This window comes from Shimazuella sp. NTD247 (genome assembly GCF_059510415.1).
The window spans coordinates 319240-338962 of sequence record NZ_JCAJZU010000001.1; the positions used below are offsets into that span (position 1 = coordinate 319240).

At 37.5% G+C, this 19723-nt stretch carries 14 protein-coding genes and 1 riboswitch; all 14 genes read left to right on the forward strand.

All coding sequences use genetic code 11. From position 1 onward, the window contains the following. The first annotated feature begins 93 nt into the window (after positions 1-93). The 14 genes from AC5WOC_RS01530 to kdpB all read left to right on the forward strand — a co-directional run bounded on the left by AC5WOC_RS01530 (position 94) and on the right by kdpB (position 19716). Positions 94-1035 carry a hypothetical protein gene (locus AC5WOC_RS01530; protein ID WP_496053632.1) on the forward strand — a complete coding sequence of 314 codons (942 nt, stop codon included), beginning with the start codon at positions 94-96 and terminating at the stop codon, positions 1033-1035. A 236-nt stretch (positions 1036-1271) separates the two neighbouring features. Then, positions 1272-2759, forward strand: a complete 1488-nt coding sequence (locus AC5WOC_RS01535; protein WP_496053633.1) for a spore germination protein — start codon at positions 1272-1274, stop codon at positions 2757-2759. Further along, a complete protein-coding gene (locus tag AC5WOC_RS01540) occupies positions 2756-3925 on the forward strand; it encodes a Ger(x)C family spore germination protein (protein WP_496053634.1) in 1170 nt (389 codons plus the stop codon). The genes AC5WOC_RS01535 and AC5WOC_RS01540 overlap by 4 nt, the downstream gene beginning before the upstream one ends. 3 nt (positions 3926-3928) lie before the next feature. Further along, entirely contained in the window at positions 3929-5017 is a 1089-nt protein-coding gene (locus tag AC5WOC_RS01545) for a GerAB/ArcD/ProY family transporter (protein ID WP_496053635.1), read from the forward strand. Positions 5018-5254: 237 nt separating this feature from the next. Next, positions 5255-7042 carry a LytS/YhcK type 5TM receptor domain-containing protein gene (locus AC5WOC_RS01550; protein ID WP_496053636.1) on the forward strand — a complete coding sequence of 596 codons (1788 nt, stop codon included), beginning with the start codon at positions 5255-5257 and terminating at the stop codon, positions 7040-7042. Then, positions 7020-7763, forward strand: a complete 744-nt coding sequence (locus tag AC5WOC_RS01555; RefSeq protein ID WP_496053637.1) for a LytR/AlgR family response regulator transcription factor — start codon at positions 7020-7022, stop codon at positions 7761-7763. Before AC5WOC_RS01550 ends, AC5WOC_RS01555 begins: the two co-directional genes overlap by 23 nt. Positions 7764-7903: 140 nt before the next feature. After that, positions 7904-9688, forward strand: a complete 1785-nt coding sequence (gene cstA / locus AC5WOC_RS01560) for a carbon starvation protein CstA (protein WP_496053638.1) — start codon at positions 7904-7906, stop codon at positions 9686-9688. Positions 9689-9953: 265 nt separating this feature from the next. Then, positions 9954-11141: a MalY/PatB family protein gene (locus tag AC5WOC_RS01565; RefSeq protein ID WP_496053639.1), complete on the forward strand. Its 1188-nt coding sequence runs from the start codon at positions 9954-9956 to the stop codon at positions 11139-11141. 593 nt (positions 11142-11734) lie between these two features. Next, positions 11735-12472 carry a hypothetical protein gene (locus AC5WOC_RS01570; protein ID WP_496053640.1) on the forward strand — a complete coding sequence of 246 codons (738 nt, stop codon included), beginning with the start codon at positions 11735-11737 and terminating at the stop codon, positions 12470-12472. Between the two features lie 285 nt (positions 12473-12757). Continuing rightward, positions 12758-13321, forward strand: a complete 564-nt coding sequence (locus AC5WOC_RS01575; RefSeq protein ID WP_496053641.1) for a cupin domain-containing protein — start codon at positions 12758-12760, stop codon at positions 13319-13321. Positions 13322-13962: 641 nt separating this feature from the next. Then, positions 13963-15186, forward strand: a complete 1224-nt coding sequence (locus tag AC5WOC_RS01580; protein WP_496053642.1) for a multidrug effflux MFS transporter — start codon at positions 13963-13965, stop codon at positions 15184-15186. Between the two features lie 254 nt (positions 15187-15440). Then, positions 15441-15593, forward strand: a riboswitch (cyclic di-AMP (ydaO/yuaA leader). 283 nt (positions 15594-15876) lie between these two features. Beyond that, positions 15877-15939: a potassium-transporting ATPase subunit F gene (locus AC5WOC_RS01585; protein ID WP_496054142.1), complete on the forward strand. Its 63-nt coding sequence runs from the start codon at positions 15877-15879 to the stop codon at positions 15937-15939. Between the two features lie 30 nt (positions 15940-15969). Then, the gene (kdpA, locus tag AC5WOC_RS01590; RefSeq protein ID WP_496053643.1) at positions 15970-17655 is read left to right on the forward strand and encodes a potassium-transporting ATPase subunit KdpA; all 1686 of its coding nucleotides are present in this window, start codon (positions 15970-15972) and stop codon (positions 17653-17655) included. Positions 17656-17679: 24 nt separating this feature from the next. Beyond that, positions 17680-19716 carry a potassium-transporting ATPase subunit KdpB gene (gene kdpB / locus AC5WOC_RS01595; RefSeq protein WP_496053644.1) on the forward strand — a complete coding sequence of 679 codons (2037 nt, stop codon included), beginning with the start codon at positions 17680-17682 and terminating at the stop codon, positions 19714-19716. Positions 19717-19723 lie beyond the last annotated feature (7 nt).

The following is a 19723-nucleotide window of genomic DNA, read 5'->3' on the forward strand; positions in this document are numbered from 1 at the left end:
GGGGTGTAAGCTATTCCAAACGCATCATCGCTCGTATAATGTTGTATTCATTCCTACTAGAGTGACACGTGATAGGATGAGGAGAGTTCTTTAGTGAATAAAATTCCGAAAAATAACTTAGTAAAATTGGGAATATTCTTAACTTCACAAGGCCGAGAATTAGAATTTGCTCGATTTGGATTTTTATTTGGAAATGGAAGCAAAGAAAATGTTATAAAGCAGTTAAAAACATATCAAAACGAGGATGGCGGCTTTGGGAATGGCTTAGAGCCCGACTTTTGGCTGCCTAACTCATCTCCAATGGCTACATGGGCAGCAGGGCAAATTTTGATGGAAATAGGTGCAGATGCCAACGAACCAATGGTTCAGTCAATGATTTCTTATTTGTTAAATACAAATGATAGGCAGACAGGGATGTGGGCTTCTGTTCTGCCTGAAAATAATGATTATTCACACGCACCTTGGTGGCATTGGCAGGAAGGTGTTCAAGAGAGATGGATGTTCAATCCTAGTGTAGAATTGGCTGCATTTCTTGTACATTGGTCTTCCGAGCGAAGCAAAGCTGCGGAAATAGGTTGGAATTGTATCGAAAAAGCAACACACTATGTCATGATTCAGACGGAAATGGACAGGCATGAAATCAACAACTATTTGCAGTTGATTAAAATAATAAAACAAAATGAATCCACATTTGATGCTAAATTCCCTAATTCATTAAATAGCGTTTCAGAAAAAGTTTTGATGTTAGCCGAGCGATGCATGGATAAAGATATTACTACTTGGGAGAAAGGCTATAAAACGCTTCCTCTCGATTTCATTGATAGTCCGAAACACCCTCTTTGTGATCGGTTGGGTTTATTAGTCGAACAAAATTTGAATTTTTTGATTGAACAAATGTCTGATGAAGGGGTATGGGACATTTCGTGGAACTGGGGGAGCTATCCAGAAGAATTTGTAGTTGCAAGGAGGTATTGGAAAGGAATTCTTGCTGTTAATCGATATAAGCAGCTTAAGGCTTTTGGCTGTTTGGAATAGGATGTGTATATTTTTAATTGTAAAACTGTCATGTCTTATGGGAAGAAAAACAAAAGTAATTTTTATCAAGGGTCTAACCCTCCTCTCAAAATGGAGGTGATCATTGCTGTTACACCGCTATTTAACTATAGGAGACGTCATCCAAACAGATGGCGTTTTTTTTCTATAATTACGAAAGAATGAAACCATATTAATGGATCATACTACATAAGACCAATACATGGGGGATCATTACTATGAGTACAGGGTTTTCGAAAAAACAAACAAAACATAAACCAACTGAAAAAATAGATATGTTAGATCATCCACTGTCCACGAATTTACAACAAAATATGCATGATTTAAAATTAGCTTTTAAAAACTGTTCCGATATTGTCTTTCGATCTCTTCGCCTTGATCAAGATACATCCATGTTGATTGTTTATGTTGAGGGGTTGGTTGATACAAACTTATTAGAACAAAACTTAGTTAAACCTCTTGTATATGAAGGTATTCCAAAGGGATTTAGACAGCAGTTGAATCTCGCTGAAGCTGCTGAACTTGAACTATTTCCTCTACTTAACGTCAGTTCAACAAGCCAATTTAAAGAGTTAGTAACATCTGTTTTAAAAGCAAAAGTGGCTGTCTTAGTCGATCATGAAGCAACAGCATTTATTACTAGTTTAAATAAATTTGAAAAACGATCAGTAGAGGAGCCGCGTAATGAAGCAGCTATTCGCGGGCCAAGAGAAGGTTTTACAGAAAGTATCCGTGTAAATACTTCCTTACTGCGTAGACGAATTATATCTCCAAGGTTAAAAATGGAATCATTCCAAGTAGGGTCGTTAACACAAACGCAAATATCGATGACATATATTGAGAATCTTGCAGATCCATCTATTTTAGAAGTGCTTCGAAAACGAATAAAACAAATGGCTGACTATGATGTGATTGATTCAGGTCAGATAGAACAGCAAATTCAAGATGATTCCTACAGCCTATTTCCACAAATTCAAAATACAGAAAGACCAGATGTGGCAACAGCTAACCTAATAGAAGGCAGGATAGTAGTTATCGTAGATGGGAGTCCATCTGTACTTGTTCTTCCTATTACCTTCTGGTCTGGATTACAAGCGGCAGATGATTATTATGACCGTTATTTATTTTCCATTGCTAGAAGATGGGTACGGTATATTTTTGTTAGTTTGGCTTTTACTTTGCCAGCAATCTATGTCGGTTTAAGCACCTATAATCCTGAAATGATGCCTGAATCTCTTATGACCAGTATTGCTACTGCTCGAGAACGTTCCCCTTTTCCAACTGTAATCGAAACAGCTCTGATGGAATTTGTTTTTGAGGGTTTACAGGAAGCAGGAATACGACTTCCTAATCAAATTGGTCCACTTGTTTCCATCGTCGGAGCCATTGTAATAGGTCAAGCCGCTGTGCAAGCTGGTATTATTTCCGCTCCAATCGTTATAGTCGTAGCAATTACTGGGATCGCCTCTTATGTAATCCCGCGTTATAGTTTTAGTGCACCATTACGTTTACTTCGTTTTTTCTTACTTGTTCTGACTGGATGTTTTGGTTTAATTGGATTGGTATTAGGCATCAGTGTGATTCTTGTACACATGATGATGTTGGAACCTTTTGATGTTCCTTATTTATCTCCTATTGCTCCTTTTAGTAAAAGACGTTCGAAAGATATCTTGGATAGAAGTTTATACAGAGGCAAACAAAAATGAAAGCAATCACCATTTTATTTGCTATTTTCATATGTTGTTTTCCCTTAACCGGTTGTTGGGATATGTTAGAACCAAATCAACGAACCCTCTTTGAATCAACTTCTTTTGATGAAACATCTGACGGACAGGTAAAATTAAGTGCAGAAATAGCTGTCCCCGCAGGAATCGGCGGACAGCCGGAAAGCGGTGCCAAAAAGCAAGGCTATACGGTTATTTCCGCTGCTGGGAAGACTGCCTCTGAGGCATTTCAACATATTCAGGAGAAATTGCCACGAAAGATATTTCTTGGTTACCGGGACAATATTTTCTTAAGTGAACGATTCTGTAAGCATGGGATTGGGAAGTGGATGGATGCAGCATCGCGAAGCCCTGGTAGTAATTTTAAAACGAAAATATTTTTGGTAAAAGGGATGGATGCAGCAGACTTTCTAAAAATGGATGTTCCTTTGGAAATATTCTCAACAGATGCAGTGGATAAAGGAAATAGATTTAGTATGATGCAGGAAAGATTTACTGATTTTCGTACATATTCTATAGATTCGATAAGTCAGGGAACAAGTCCTATCCTGCAAACGATTGAAATTCACCCCAAAGATAAATTTAATAAAGAACAGCCAGTGCAGATGAATCAAATCGCACTATTCAATCGAAAACAATTTTTGGTTGGATATTTAAAAGACAATCAGGCAGCAGAAGCACTATGGGTTGCAGGAAAAATATCTCATAAATTTTTTACGCAGTGGATACCGAATGGAAAGGGTTATTTGTCAGTGGACATGTATAAAATGAAGCATAACATTTCATCCAAATTAAAGGGAAACCAAATTCACATCAATATTAACCTTTCTGGAATAGGAGAAATTCATGAAAACCAATCAGATTTTGATCTAACTACTCATCAAAATCTGAGCAAGATAGAGAAAATACTTAATAAACAGTTACAACAAGAAACAGAACTTACAATCAAAAAGGTACAACATCAGTACAAAACGGATATCTTTGGATTCGGTGAGAATTTGCGTCGTTTTCATCCCTCTGATTGGAAAAAAATTAGATCCAAATGGCCAATATTATTTCCACAAGCATTCATAAAATTGAAAGTTAATGTAACGATTCATAATCATGGTTTTACAAAACCAAGTATACCTTTTAAGCGGGGAGAGTAGCTGGTGAAAATATCGAAGTGGCAAATATTTTGGCTCTTTTTTTTAGTAGATGTAGTCTATTGGGCTATTAATTCAGCCGTTTTATACGCAAAACAAGATGCTTGGTTGTCCATGATGTTAGCAGCTTGTTTTACAGTTATCATTACCTATTTCTTAGCAAGGTTAAGCATGCTATACCCAACCAAAACAATTGTTGAATTTAGTCAGGATATCTTAGGAAAATGGATTGGCAAGTTAATTGTTCTTCCATATTTCATTGCTTGGTACCTGCTAATAGTAGCATTTCTCTTTGATGTAATCGGGTATCTAAATCTTGCTATTTTAAAACAAACACCTATATCAATAATACTTTTATTGCTCCTCTCATTTACTGGCTACATACTGTTTAAAGGCGGAATCACTGCTATTTGTCGGTTTAGCGAGTGGACAGGTCCAGTCTTTAGTGTCATTATTAGCATCATTATGATTGCTAATATGAAGTTATGGGATTGGCAACAACTCTTACCGATCTATGCGGAGTCAGGATGGAAGGATATTCTTTATGGGGCACTCGTCGCTACTTCCATGATGAGTCTTGTTTCTTTCCTGCCACTCATGCTGATCCCTTTCTTTTCAAAATCAAAGCAAGAGACATCTTCCGTTTTATGGAGTATTAGTTCTAGTTCAGTTTTACTAGTCCTCTGGACACTCGTATGTCTCCTTGCTTTTGGCCCTAAAGTGACAGGAAACTTGTCTTATCCCATTGTTGATTATATTAAAATGATTTCCATCCTCGATTTTATTCAAAATCTAGATAGTTTTACCCTCTCCGTTTGGATGTTTCAATATCTGGTCTTATTGTCCACTTTTACGTTTATGCTTAGCTATGGGATAGCTCAATTCTTCCATCTAAAAGATTGGAAAAAAGTATTAATAGTAGTGCTTCTGTTAATCAGCATTGGATTCTTTGCTGTACCCAAAACAGGAATGACAGATTTCACTTTTTGGAATACGATATGGTATCGATGGATATTTATGGTGGACATTATCGGAATTCCATTGCTCTTATGGATCGTACATTTTATCAAAAGCCGTTTCGTTCAATCAAAGTAGGAAAAGTATTATTTTATAAGACACTTGTGACAACTTCAGTTCTAGCATCGGTGTCAACCAAATTATCCTGAAAATTTATAATATTACGCAGACGAGGAGGGTTACCTAGTCAGCGGGAGGATAAGAGCGAGAAACACAGTACCATTTCTCGCTTTTTTAATAGAGAAGAGAGCGGATTGCTTCTCTCTAATTTCAAGATGCTATAATAGAAAAAATCAAAGTGATGGAGGTGGTAGATTGATTCACTTATTACTCCTCATGCTTGAGCGTGTTGGTTTATTAATTATTGTTGCTTTTCTGCTTTCACGGATGAATTCATTTCGACAGATTCTTCATAACGAATATGGCTGGAAAGAGAAGTTATTTTTAATTTTGTTATTTGGTGGTTTTGGTGTAATCAGCAATTATACTGGTATTGTCATTCGAGAAAATGATTTGATTCTTTCACAGGTTTGGCAAGGAAATTTGGGGGAAGAAAGTGCGATTGCGAATACACGAATCATGGGAGTGGCAATTGGCGGTTTGTTTGGTGGACCGCTTGTGGGATTGGGTGCCGGACTGATAGCGGGTTTTCATCGATTGACACTTGGGGGTTTTACAGCTGCTGCATGTGGAATCTCTACGATATTATCCGGTATTGTCAGCGGGTTTATTGGAAAGCGATTTAATAAACAAACCAATAAAGGACTTTGGTTTGTTGTGACCATTGGGATATTGATGGAATGTGCACAAATGGGAATCATCTTAGTAGTGGCCAAGCCATTTGCAGCTGCATGGCAATTGGTGCAAATTATTGGCTTGCCGATGATAATCGTAAATGGTTTTGGAATGTTGGTATTTATGCTTATTATTCAAACGATTTTACAGGAAGAAGAACGAATGCGTGCGCTGCAAACAAACAAAGCGCTCTATATTGCTGATCAAACACTGCCTTTTTTTCGCAAAGGATTAAATACTGATTCATGTAAAAACGTAGCTGAAATAATTTTGTCTCTTACAAATGCGAATGCAGTTGCGATTACTGATCAGTATCAAGTATTGGCGCATGTTGGTTTAGCTGCAGATCACCATCTATCACAAAAAAAGCTGTCTACAAAATTAACTCAAAAAGTAATAGACCAAGGAAGAATACTGAAAGCGTATTCGTCAGAAGAGATTGAATGCTACAATCCAAATTGCCCTTTGCAAGCGGCAATTGTAATACCGCTCCAAATCCATAAGAAAACAATAGGCACCTTAAAACTGTATTTCACCAAAACCAGTCAAATGGATAAGATCGAACAAGAACTTTCTGAAGGATTAGGTAAATTATTTTCAACCCAGTTAGAACTAGCAGAAGCAGAAATACAGAGCAAATTGTTAAAAGATGCAGAGATTAAAGCACTGCAAGCTCAAGTTCATCCGCATTTCTTGTTTAACGCAATTAATACAATCTCAGCGCTTTGCCGAACAGATGCAGAAAAGGCAAGGTACCTGCTGATAAAGTTAGGTGCTTTTTTCCGTAGAAATTTACAGGGCGCTAGACAAATGTTGATTCCACTAGAACAAGAGTTAGAACATGTTGAAGCATATCTTTCCCTTGAACAAGCCCGTTATCCTGATAAATACTACATTGAATATCAGATTGAACCAGCAATTAAAAAAGTATATATTCCTCCATTTACCATCCAGCCAATCGTAGAAAATGCGATTCGTCATGCTTTTCCAAAGTTGGGATCCGGACAAAAAGGTTATGTGACAATCCGCGCTTTTACGGAAAACAAAGAGATGGTGTTTATTACTGAAGATAACGGGAAAGGAATCTCGCAAGAATTACGAAGCAAGTTGGGAAATCAAGAAATCGATTCAACTCAGGGAACAGGGAGTGCAATCTATAATATTAAGCAACGAATGAAAGAGATTTATGGGGAAGAAGCAGTTTTCTCGATTGAAAGTCAACCCAGTCTTGGAACAAAAGTGATCATTCGTATACCGATGGATACTAAAAAATGGAGAGATCGACATGTTGACAGCATTTATAGTTGATGATGAGCTGATGGCGCGGGATGAGCTGATTTTTTTGCTGCAAAAAAGCAATCAAGTAAAAATAATTGGAGAAGCAGAGGATTTAGAATGTGCCTGGGAGCAAATTCAAGAAAGATTACCTGATGTTGTTTTTTTAGATATTCAGCTTGCGAACGAAAGTGGAATTGATTTAGCAGAAAAAATATTAACTCTTCATCCTCAGCCAGAAATTGTTTTCGCTACCGCGTATGACGAATATGCATTAAAAGCATTTGAGCTAAATGCGATAGATTATATTTTAAAACCTTTTGAGGAAGATCGTATTCGGAAGACCATTGAGAAAATGTTAAAAACGAGACAACGAACAGTGAATGAATCGGTTATAACAAGTAATCGGGGCAAAATAGGGGAGGCAGTGAAAAAATTAACGATTTTAGTAGAAGATCGAATCTATCCCATTCCCATCGAACAAATTTATTACCTTTCTTCAACGGAAGGGAAAACATTGATTGTTACACCGGAACGCCACTATAAGATCAATGAAACCCTCATAAAGCTAGAACGTAAATTGTCTAATACCTCTATCATACGTGTTCATCGATCTTTTCTTGTCAATTTGGAGGCGATTGTAGAGATACAACCATGGTTTCATTCTACTTATCTTTTAATGATGAGGGATAAATCCAAGGTACCTGTCAGTCGAACATTCGTGAAAGAGCTGCGAACACAATTTGATTTCTAGACATTCGATAGTATCGAATTTGCATTTGATGCTCTATTTTTTTCCTTTCACCCATTGATCTCTGTAATTCAACTGTAAATACCTTTGCTTTCGATGGAATACATTAAAATGAAAGAAGCAACAGCAAAGGAGAGATCAAAATGAATGCGATTTCAATTGTAATCGGTTCCATTTGTATCTTGGTGATAGCATATCGTTTATACGGAACATTTATGATGGCAAAAGTATTGAAAATCGATAATACGAAAACAACACCAGCACAAGAATTAAATGATGGGAAAGATTATGTTCCTACTAATAAGTGGGTTACTTTTGGACATCATTTTGCAGCGATTGCAGCAGCAGGGCCTCTTGTCGGACCGATTTTAGCTGCTCAATTTGGATATCTTCCTGGATTATTATGGTTATTAATTGGAGCAGTTATTGGGGGAGCTGTACACGATATTGTGGTTTTATTTGCTTCCATGCGAAAACAAGGGAAATCTTTGTCTGAAGTAGCCAAAGATGAATTAGGTCCTGTTGCTGCTTTCTGTACAGGTCTTGCCATGCTTTTTATTATCACGATTACGATGGCAGGACTGAGTATGGTAGTTTTGCATGCGCTGGAAAAAAATCCATGGGGTACATTTGCGGTAGGTATAACGATTCCAATTGCAATAGCGGTAGGTATTTATTATAAAAAAACAGGAAACTTAAAACTTGCATCAACAGTTGGTTTTCTCCTCTTGATGGTTGGTGTATTTATTGGCCCTTATATTCAAACTACAGTTATTGGTGAATGGTTAACGCTTGATACAAAAACATTGAGTCTTATTTTACCAACATACGCGTTTTTTGCCTCAGCCCTGCCTGTTTGGTTATTATTAAGCCCGCGTGATTATTTAAGCAGTTTTATGAAGATTGGTGTCTTTATTGCACTAATTATTGGTGTCTTCGTTATTAATCCAAGTATTCAATTTCCTGCTTTTACAGAATTTCTGAGCGGTGGCGGACCTGTTATCGCTGGTCCAGTATGGCCATTTATTTCGATTACGATCGCTTGCGGTGCAATCTCAGGTTTTCACGCTTTTGTCGGATCAGGGACCACACCAAAAATGATTCAAAAATGGAGCGACATTAAGGTTGTTGGCTTTGGTGCTATGTTGGTGGAATGTTTGGTAGGAATTATGGCTCTCATTGCTGCAACAGTTTTGCAACCTGCCGATTATTTCGCCATAAACTCTTCACCAGAAGTTTTTAAAACTTTGGGTATGAATGTTATCCATTTGCCTGAGTTAAGCCAGCAAATTGGACTTGATCTTGCAGGGAGAACGGGTGGAGCAGTTACCCTTGCAGTAGGGATGACCTATATCTTTTCCGGTATCCCATGGTTTAGTCACTTATCTGCTTATTTCTTTCAGTTTGTAATTATGTTTGAAGCAGTGTTTATTTTAACGGCGATCGATGCTGGTACAAGAGTTGCACGTTATCTAATACAAGATTTTTTTGGAGAACTATATCGACCCTTAAAAAAGGTTGACTGGACACCTGGTGTGATTTTTGCTAGTGCGTTTGCTTGTTTCATGTGGGGATATTTGCTTTATTCTGGAGATATCGGTTCCGTTTGGGCACTCTTTGGAGTATCCAATCAATTGATGGCTTCGATTGGTCTGATTATTGGTGCGACAGTTATATTAAAAGTGAGTAGTAAACGACGTTATATGCTGACTTGTCTCATTCCTTTAGCTTATTTATATATTACGGTTAATTATGCTGGTTATTGGATGGTGAAAAATGTTTATCTCAACCCTGCAGCTGCTGGATATAGCCCGCTTAATGCAACGCTGTCTATTATAATGCTGGTATTAGGGGTAGTTATTTTAATTACTTCTATAAAAAAATGGATAGAGATAATCAACCCCAAAACGCTTCGATTATCTGCTTAAACATAAAACGCTCAGGGTACCTTTATTTAGAATATTTTAGACTATAAAAAGCCGCTTCTAGAAAATCTAGAGTGGTTTTTTATGTGAAAGAATAAAGAGAATCCTGATACTACGATATTAGAGGCTATTACCTGATTGAGTAATAAATTGGATTTGCATTAGGAACATGAAAAGAATCAAGATAAAAAGGACCTGTCTTATAGAGAAAATAGGATTAAAATGGAACGATGCAGAATCAAAAAAATAAAAATATGGAGAGGATATCATGATTACACATAACTTTGATGAAATTATAGATAGAAGAGAAACAGATTCTATCAAATGGTCAAAAAAACATCTTCAAGAAAATTTTGGAGCAGAGGAAAGCATTCCTATGTGGATTGCAGATATGGATTTCAAAGTAGCTCAGCCTATTATTGATGCATTAACAGAGAGAGCACAGCATGGTATTTTTGGTTATGGTCATAAGAGTGATGAATTTTTAGATGCTGCGGTTAATTGGCATAAAAAAAGAAATGAATGGGACATTGAAAAAGAATGGATACTTTTTACACCAGGTATAATACCTGCGCTTAACTTTATTGTAGAAACATTTTGCAATCCGGGCGATAAAGTAATAATTCAAAGTCCAGTCTACTACCCATTTGCTAACATTATTACTAATAATGGTTGTCACATTGCTAATAATCCATTGGTATTGAATAAAGGCAAATATGAAATGAACTTCTCTGAACTGGAGAGAATTGCTCAGGACAGCAGAACAAAACTCATGTTTTTATGTAGTCCTCATAATCCAGTTGGACGTGTATGGACTGCTGAAGAACTGCAACGGTTAGGTGAGATTTGTTTAGCGAACAATGTGCTGGTAGTTTCCGATGAAATCCACTCCGATTTAATATATCAGCCAAATCGCCATATTCCATTTGGCAAGATTTCCGAAGAATTGATGATGAACTCCATTGTATGTACGTCGCCATCAAAGACATTTAATCTTGCCGGTCTTCATATCTCTAACATTATTATACCCAATGAAAAATTAAGGACAGAATTAAACCATAAACTAACAACTATTGATATTGACCCAGGATCTTTTGCATCTGTTGCTCAGATAGCGGCATACAATCAAGGAGAAGATTGGCTTGAGCAACTTATTTTATATCTACAAGGTAATCTTGATTTCATTGATTCATTTTTAAAAGAACGGATGCCAAGAGTAAAGTTAATTAGTCCAGAAGGGACATATTTGGCATGGCTTGATTTTAGTGATTATAATCTTACAGATGTAGAACTTCAGCAATTGATGCAGAAGAAGGCTAAAATTGCATTGGATGATGGATATATTTTTGGTGCTGGAGGAGAAGGTTTCCAAAGAATTAATTTTGCATGCCCACGATCTATTTTAGAAAAGTCTTTAAAGAATATTGAAAAAAATCTCGAAGGTATTCGGATATAAAGGTTTGGGACAATTTTCATATTGGCAAATTAGACATTTGGGTTAACTATATGAATTATTAGTTATTTAAAAGATGATTAAAAAATATTGAATGGAAGGTAAACTCTTTGACACTCCACATGGCTGAAGCCATGGGATTCTTGGGACGGTAGCCTTCTGACTACTTCATTACCAAGCTAACTCCGTGAGCCCCACGGTTGGACAGAGTTTTTGTTGCTACGTCATAGCAAAGACTTACTGCTTGGTTTTCGCATTTCAGTCTAGACATTTTTCGGTACGCATAGCATTTTACGTGCAAAACGATTGGTTTGCACAACCCTATATACTATCCACTTTTCAAAGAGCAACTGTCGATAGTCTAACAACAGAATGTATGTTTGTAACGTGTTTTTTGAAAAATTTGTCAGATTTACAAGAGGTAGAAACCTCCCTCGTCTACAAAGTGAGACTTGCCACTTTAGTGAATTGGCGAAACTTGTGCTCCCGTTGTAGTGATGCTCGCTTTCATCCCACGATTTAAACCGTGGGTTTTCTCGCTCACGATGTTATAGTAAAATAATTTTATAAAAATTAGAAAGGATTTGTGCTTACATATGAAAAAAATTAGTAGCCTTCTTACTGCCTTTGTACTAATTGTTGCACTACTCGCTGGTTGTTCACAATCGTCAAATAAAAATCAAAGTACAGACACAAAGACGAATAATAATCAATCAGAAATTACACTGAAAAAAGAAACCCCTGTAGAGGTATTGAAGAAAGCAGTAGAAGTAAGTAAAAACGTAAAGGGCTATAAATATACAAGTACAAAAAAGGAAGGCTCTGAGCAGCTCACAGAAACTGGAGAAGAGCAGTATAGTCCAGAAATTGCTCATTTTAAGACATCAGAAGGAATGGAATATTATTATGATAAGCAAAATATATATCGCTCTGCAGATGGGAAGACTTGGGAAAAATCTGCTAACTCAAGTGGGGGAGTCTTACTTACGAATGGTTTCATGAAACTTGCAAATCAACTAATCACATCCATGGGTGGGAAAGACACAATTGATGGTGTCACATTAAAAAAAGAAGCTGACTCCTATACCATTTCAGTAGATAAAAAAGTTTATCATGATCCTGATCTTTCAGATGAGGAATTTGCATCGGTCCAAAAATTAGCTAATGTTGCTAAATCGGAACTAACTTTCGATGCAAAAACATTTGAATTAAAAAAATATTATTTTGAACTAAGCGGAGAAGAAAACGGCAAGAAGATTAATAGAGTTCAAGAGGTGGAACTAAACAGTTACTCCACTCCTATCACGATACCAGACAATATAAAGAACAGCTAGATTTATCAGATAAATTCTCCTTCTACTCCATAACAGGCTGGGTCTATCATACCCAGCCTGTTTTATTTATGATTTTTATGAGAAAAGATACAAGTTGGCTTGTCTTTTGTACTTCAATTCAAAAATCATGGATAAGTCTTCTTTTTTGTAAGGTTTTAATTTGTTATAGGTTACCTGTCTTGGGTAGTAAATTGAAATCAAATGTTTCTGCGAGTTTTGCTAGGTACATTCCTAAAACAACGTGCATAAGTTAATTTTATAAAGATCTTGAAGGGAATGAAAAAAATGTACTATTATCCATATACGTATTCATACCCATATCCTTATTCTTATCCCTATCCTGTTAACACGTCGAACTATAATTATGAAACGAATTATCCGTATTGGACTACTTCATATGAAAATGAATATGAACCTATAACTAATGCTATTGTGTTGAAGGATTATGGAAAAGAACCATTTGTCGTAAATATTAACAAGGCTACAAAGCAAAATCGTACATTTCGTACAGCTTTGTGGACTGGAAAGCATCTTCAAGTTACTTTAATGAGTATTAAAGTTGGGGAAGATATAGGCTTGGAAGTTCATCCTAATGTTGATCAATTCTTACGTATCGAAGATGGACAGGGAATAGTTCAAATGGGAGACACAAAAGACAATTTGTATTTTAAACGAAGAGTTCATGATGATGATGCAATAATGGTACCCGCGGGTACATGGCACAATGTAACCAATACTGGAAATAAGCCGCTTAAACTCTATAGTATTTATGCACCACCTAATCACCCGTTTGGTACGGTGCATAAAACAAAGGCAGATGCAATGCATGAAGAAACTTCAGCAAAATAGCCAGTTTAAATGAAATATGTTAATAGATTCAGTGATTTTTATAACATTGCGAGCGAGAAAACCCACGGTTTAAATCGTGGGATGAAAGCGAGCGTTGAACGAGGGTAAGGAATTTTCCTTCACTAGTTCAACCTTTGAAAAAAGCAAGTTTACAAACAAACATTCCCATGGTAATAGATGTATAGTCGTGACAGACGAAAACCAAGTTTGCTCGCGGCAAAGAAGAAATCAACAAACATAAACCGTTGGGGCGCACGGGGTTAGCTTGGTAATGAAATAGTCATGAGGCTATCGTCCCAAGAATCCAATGGCTTTAGCCGTATGGAGTTGTCAAAATTTATATAAAAAACGGATATGGCCCATTTGCTTAGAAATATCGTCTTTTAAACTTTAAACAATGTCGATCGCACTCCCCTTTATAATGGGGAGTTTTATTATTGAGCAAAATCACTCAACTTCCATTGTGAAAGTGGAGTAACAATGAATAATGAAGTAGGAACAGTTAAATAATTTTTCCTTTTGTTAACTAACTATTGCTTTTTTAATCACTGAAATCAATGATAAAAATAAAAGATAATGGATTCTCTTCAAATGGGCTACAATTTTAATGTAAAAGCTTATTCAAGGAGATTGACTTGTCTATGCAAAATAATATAAATTTTTTACGGTTTTCTCGTGTGAAACGATTATGGATAGCTGGACTTTTGGGATCAATGACAGCAATCGGACCGTTATCGCTCGATATGTATTTGCCTTCCCTTCCGATGTTGACGAAAGAATTGCATACAAGTGTTTCTTTAGGGCAATTGAGCCTAACTGCTTGTCTGTTAGGTTTAGCAATAGGACAGCTATGGATAGGACCACTAAGTGATAGTAGAGGAAGAAGAAAGATACTCTTGCTGGGGTTAATGGTATATGCTATTGCATCCATTTCTTGTGCATTTGTACCAAATATCTGGATCTTTATCGTTTTACGATTTCTCCAAGGTTTAGCTGGTTCTGCTGGTATTGTGATATCAAGGGCGGTTGCAAGGGACTTATATGAGGGATCTGAGCTTACTAAATTTTTCTCGCTATTAATGTTGGTTAATGGAGTGGCGCCTATTCTTGCACCAATTATCGGTGGGCAATTGCTAGTTATTACGGATTGGAAAGGAATATTCTTTTTACTCGGTTTGATTGGGTTCCTAATGGTTGGGACTACATTCCTTGGGTTACCAGAAACATTACCAAATCACCTAAGATCACAAGGCGGGATAAAATCTACATTAACTACTTTTCGACATCTGATTAGTGATAGCGATTTTGTTGGTTATGCTGGTGCACAAGGATTAGTTATGGCAGCAATGTTTGCCTATATCGCTGGTTCACCGTTCGTCTTACAATCTATTTTCGGCGTATCTCCTCAAGGATTTAGCTTTTTCTTCGCTTTCAATAGTATGGGCATTATTCTTGCTAGTCAAATTAGCGGCAGATTAGCAGAACGACTAGGGGAAACAAAACTGCTTGTTTTCGGATTATCTTTAGCTGCATGTGCAGGGATTGCGTTGTTTTTGGTGATCTTCTTCAAAGGCGGGCTGATAGCGATTGTAATTCCATTATTTTTTGTGGTGTCAAGTGTGGGGATTGTAAGTACTGCTAGTTTTACACTTGCAATGGAAAAAAAAGCTGGGTCAGCAGGCAGTGCCTCTGCAATATTAGGAGCACTTCAATTTGTTTTAGGTGCGGTAACTTCTCCCTTAGTAGGCTTAGGCGGGAGTCATAGTGATTTAAGTATGGGTATTGCTATTGCAATTGCAGATGTTGGTGCAGTTTTATGTTATATATTGCTTGTTCGATTGCCATCTAAAGCGAAGGGGCTTTGAACTTATGAAATAAAAATTAATTAAATAAATTGGATGAAGCTCACATCGCTAGACTTGTGGGCTCTTTTCTTATATTTATTAAAATTAAATTACAAATATAAAAAATTCAAGAATGAAAGTGTAGACGAGAGAACTATAGATTTAAGCACTTACATTAGGTGAAGTTATTTGTTTTTGCTTGATTTTCGTCTGAAATGGACATTTACATGCCTGTATCTCAGGAGTATGATTACCTCAATTTCATAAAACAATTTTTCCCTATGTCGCTGAATCCTTAGGGAACGGGGGACCCACTAAGTATTATTTGGGGTGAATCTCTTTTGTGGTTTCTAAAACTTTAAAAGAGTAGGGTGACTCTTCTGCATCCGAATCCGACAGCTAACCTCGTAAGCGTCCAGAGAGGAGGGTTATTTGTTGTGTTTAAAAACCAACAGGGTAACCACCTGTTGGTTTTTTGCGTTCAAAAAATTCTGTTTTTTGGTTGGTTTTCATTCATATTGAAAATCCTAGTAGAGTGATCTGTTCGAATTTATTTAATAAGAGTAAGTACTTCCCATGTAGGAGGATAAACATGTTAGATATCGCAATGATTTTATTATTGGTCATAGGTTTTGCGTTGCTCATCGGATTTACGCACTGGAGCAGCAGAATAGAGGAGGAAGAAAAAACATCATGATTTGGTTTATTGGTATGGTCACTTTCCTTGTTTTTGTGTATCTCGTCTATGGCCTACTTTATCCAGAGAAATTTTAAGTGAAACAAGAATGAAGGAGGTCTTGGAAAATGGGTAATGCTATTCTGCAGTTTCTCATTGTAATCCTATTACTATTTATCATAGCTATTCCACTAAGCAAATACCTTTATCTAGCTTTTGCAAAAGACAAAACAAAGTTAGATACGTTCTTTTTGCCATTAGAAAAGATCATATACCGAATAGCTGGAATAAAAAATGTAGCAGAAACAAATTGGAAAAAATACGTATTCGCTTTGATAGCATCAAATATAGCCTTGATCGGAATTTCTTACTTGATTTTACGACTTCAGCAATTTTTACCGCTGAACCCGGCCAGGATTGGCAATATGGAGCAAACTCTTACTTTTAATACGGTCATCAGTTTTATGACCAATACCAACTTACAAGATTATAGCGGGGAGACAGGACTTTCTATTTTATCGCAGATGATTTTTGTCACGATGATGATGTTTACTTCTGCTGCAACTGGATTGGCTGTTGGAATTGCTATAATGAGAGCTTTATCTACAAAAGGAAAAGAGATTGGTAATTTTTACCGAGATTATGTTCGAGCAAATGTGCGTGTGTTATTGCCGCTATCTGTAATAGTTACTTTGCTTTTAGTAGCTCTTGGGGTACCACAAACATTGGATGCTAGCACTACGGTTACCACTTTAGCAGGAAAAGTGCAGAACATTGCTTTAGGTCCTGTTGCTTCATTGGAATCCATTAAACACATTGGTACAAATGGCGGCGGTTTTTTTGGGGTAAACTCGGCGCATCCATTTGAAAATCCGAATGCACTTACGAATGCAATTGAGATTTTATCGATGTGGGCTATTTCAGCAGCACTTCCACTGACGTATGGTCGAATGGTAAAAAATAAAAAACAAGGCAGAGTTATTTTTGGAACAATGTTTGCTATTTTTATCATGATGCTAGGAATTGCTTATCAAGCGGAACAATCAGGGAATCCCGCACTCAATAAACTAGGATTCTCTCATGAACAAGGAAGTATGGAAGGAAAAGAAGTTCGATTTGGTATCGCTCAAACTAGTTTGTTCACTGCTGTAACTACTGCTGCTACGACAGGTACCGTGAACAACATGCACGACACCCTTACTCCCATTGGCGGTTTAGTACCACTCTCCTTGATGATGCTAAATAACGTATTTGGGGGTAAAGGAGTTGGATTTGTAAACATGCTGATGTATGCCATACTTGCTGTTTTCTTAGCGGGATTGATGGTTGGCAGAACACCAGAATTTTTGGGACGGAAAATCGAACCAAAAGAGATGAAGCTTATTGTTATTGCGCTTCTGATTCATCCCTTGTTGATCCTGGGTCCATCGGCAATTGCTTTTTTGACACACCTTGGCACAGATGCCATTAGTAATCCCGGTTTTCATGGGATCACACAGGTGATTTATCAATATACGTCATCCGCTGCGAATAACGGTTCTGGATTTGAAGGATTAGGAGACAATACGCCTTTTTGGAATATTTCAGCTGGGATTGTGATGTTACTTGGTCGATATCTATCCATCATTGCCATGTTAGCAGTTGCTAGTTCGTTGATGAAAAAGCAACCTGTTCCAGAAACAATTGGTACTTTTCGTACGGACAATGCGACCTTTGGTGTGATTCTAATTGGTACAGTATTAATCGTTGGAGCTTTAACCTTTTTCCCTGTACTTGTATTAGGACCAATAGCGGAGTTTTTAACCATTCGATAGATCACTAGAAAGGAGAGAACAACAGTGGCAGCACAAACAAAAAATCAATCTTTGTTCCAAGGTTCTATTATCAGACAAGCACTGATAGATAGTGTGAAGAAATTAAATCCACTGATTATGATGCGAAATCCCGTGATGTTTGTGGTAGAAATCGGTACTTTTATGACTCTCCTCATGATTTTGATGCCAAAATATTTTGGTGTGCAGGATCAATTTGGTTATACCATTGCCGTATTTTTTATTTTGCTGTTTACGATTTTATTTGCTAACTTTGCCGAAGCACTCGCAGAAGGACGTGGAAAAGCACAAGCTGACTCTTTGAAAAAGACCAAGGCAGATACGATTGCCAAGCGATTGAATAGCAAAGGGGAGGCTGAACAAGTTTCTTCTACTGATTTACGGAAAGGGGATGTGGTTTTAGTAGAAACAGGAGATTTGATTCCGGGAGATGGGGAGATTATCGAGGGATTAGCTTCGATCGATGAATCCGCAATAACAGGTGAATCTGCACCTGTGATCAAAGAAGCGGGAGGAGATTTTAATTCTGTAACGGGTGGAACCAAAGTCGTGAGTGACTCGATCCAAGTGAAAATTACTGCCGATCCAGGAGAATCCTTTTTAGATAAAATGATCTCTTTGGTGGAAGGTGCATCTAGACAAAAAACACCCAATGAACTTGCCCTAAACACCTTGCTTATTACTTTAACACTCATTTTCTTGATGGTGGTAGTAACACTCTTACCGATTGCAGGATATGTAGGTGTGAAGCTGCAAATTGCTACATTGATTGCTTTATTGGTCTGTTTAATCCCAACTACCATCGGAGGGTTGCTATCTGCGATAGGAATAGCAGGAATGGATCGGGTGACCCGGTTTAATGTATTGGCTATGTCAGGAAAAGCAGTCGAAGCAGCAGGGGACATCAACACGATGATATTAGATAAAACAGGAACGATTACCTTTGGGAATCGGATGGCAGCACAGTTTATCCCAGTAGGGGGTGCAACAGAAGAAGAAATACGAAAAGGAGCTGTACTTGCTTCTTTGAAAGATGAAACACCAGAAGGTCGCTCTGTGTTGGAACTTGCGAAAGAACAGGGTTTGGTAGTAGATCCAGCTCCTTATCAGCAAGCAACATTTATTCCTTTTGCAGCAGAAACCAGGATAAGCGGAATGGATACTGATGGAAGTTCGTATCGTAAAGGGGCGGTGGATGCCGTTCAGAAACTGGTTCAGGAACAAGGAGGACAAGTCCCTGATGATTTAAAAGTAAAAAGTGATGAGATTGCTGGGAAAGGCGGTACTCCTCTTGCGGTTTCCATTAGAAATAAGATCGTAGGTCTTATTTATTTAAAAGACACAGTAAAGCCTGGGATGAGGGAGAGATTCGACGAACTCAGGAAAATAGGAATCAAAACCATTATGTGTACAGGGGATAATCCTCTAACAGCAGCTACCATTGCCAAAGAAGCGGGGGTAGATGATTTTATTGCCGAAAGTAAACCAGAAGATAAAATTCAGGTGATTCGAGAGGAACAAGCACGAGGGAAACTCGTTGCCATGACAGGAGATGGTACGAATGATGCTCCTGCACTTGCCCAAGCAGATGTGGGATTGGCTATGAATAGTGGAACGATTGCTGCAAAGGAAGCTGCAAACATGGTTGATCTCGATTCCGACCCAACCAAAATTATAGAAGTCGTATCGATTGGGAAACAATTGTTGATGACTCGTGGGGCATTGACTACATTCAGTATTGCAAATGATATTGCGAAATACTTTGCAATTCTACCTGCGATGTTTATGGTTACCATCCCACAGATGAGTGCCTTAAACTTTATGCATCTAACATCACCCACCAGTGCTATTTTATCAGCATTAATCTTTAATGCGATCATTATTCCGATACTGATCCCTCTTGCCATGAAGGGAATCGCATATAAGCCAATGCCTGCTGTTCAGTTATTACGTCGTAATTTGTTTATCTATGGATTGGGTGGTGTGATTGCCCCATTTGTTGGGATTAAGCTGATAGACCTGTCGATCGGGTTATTTCTCTAAAGGAGGA

Coding starts and splice junctions, on each gene's coding strand:
- AC5WOC_RS01535 (WP_496053633.1), top strand. CDS start 1,272: ATGAGTACAGGGTTTTCGAAAAAACAAACAAAACATAAACCAACTGAA.
- AC5WOC_RS01540 (WP_496053634.1), top strand. CDS start 2,756: ATGAAAGCAATCACCATTTTATTTGCTATTTTCATATGTTGTTTTCCC.
- AC5WOC_RS01555 (WP_496053637.1), top strand. CDS start 7,020: ATGTTGACAGCATTTATAGTTGATGATGAGCTGATGGCGCGGGATGAG.
- cstA (WP_496053638.1), top strand. CDS start 7,904: ATGAATGCGATTTCAATTGTAATCGGTTCCATTTGTATCTTGGTGATA.
- AC5WOC_RS01565 (WP_496053639.1), top strand. CDS start 9,954: ATGATTACACATAACTTTGATGAAATTATAGATAGAAGAGAAACAGAT.
- AC5WOC_RS01570 (WP_496053640.1), top strand. CDS start 11,735: ATGAAAAAAATTAGTAGCCTTCTTACTGCCTTTGTACTAATTGTTGCA.
- AC5WOC_RS01575 (WP_496053641.1), top strand. CDS start 12,758: ATGTACTATTATCCATATACGTATTCATACCCATATCCTTATTCTTAT.
- AC5WOC_RS01580 (WP_496053642.1), top strand. CDS start 13,963: ATGCAAAATAATATAAATTTTTTACGGTTTTCTCGTGTGAAACGATTA.
- kdpA (WP_496053643.1), top strand. CDS start 15,970: ATGGGTAATGCTATTCTGCAGTTTCTCATTGTAATCCTATTACTATTT.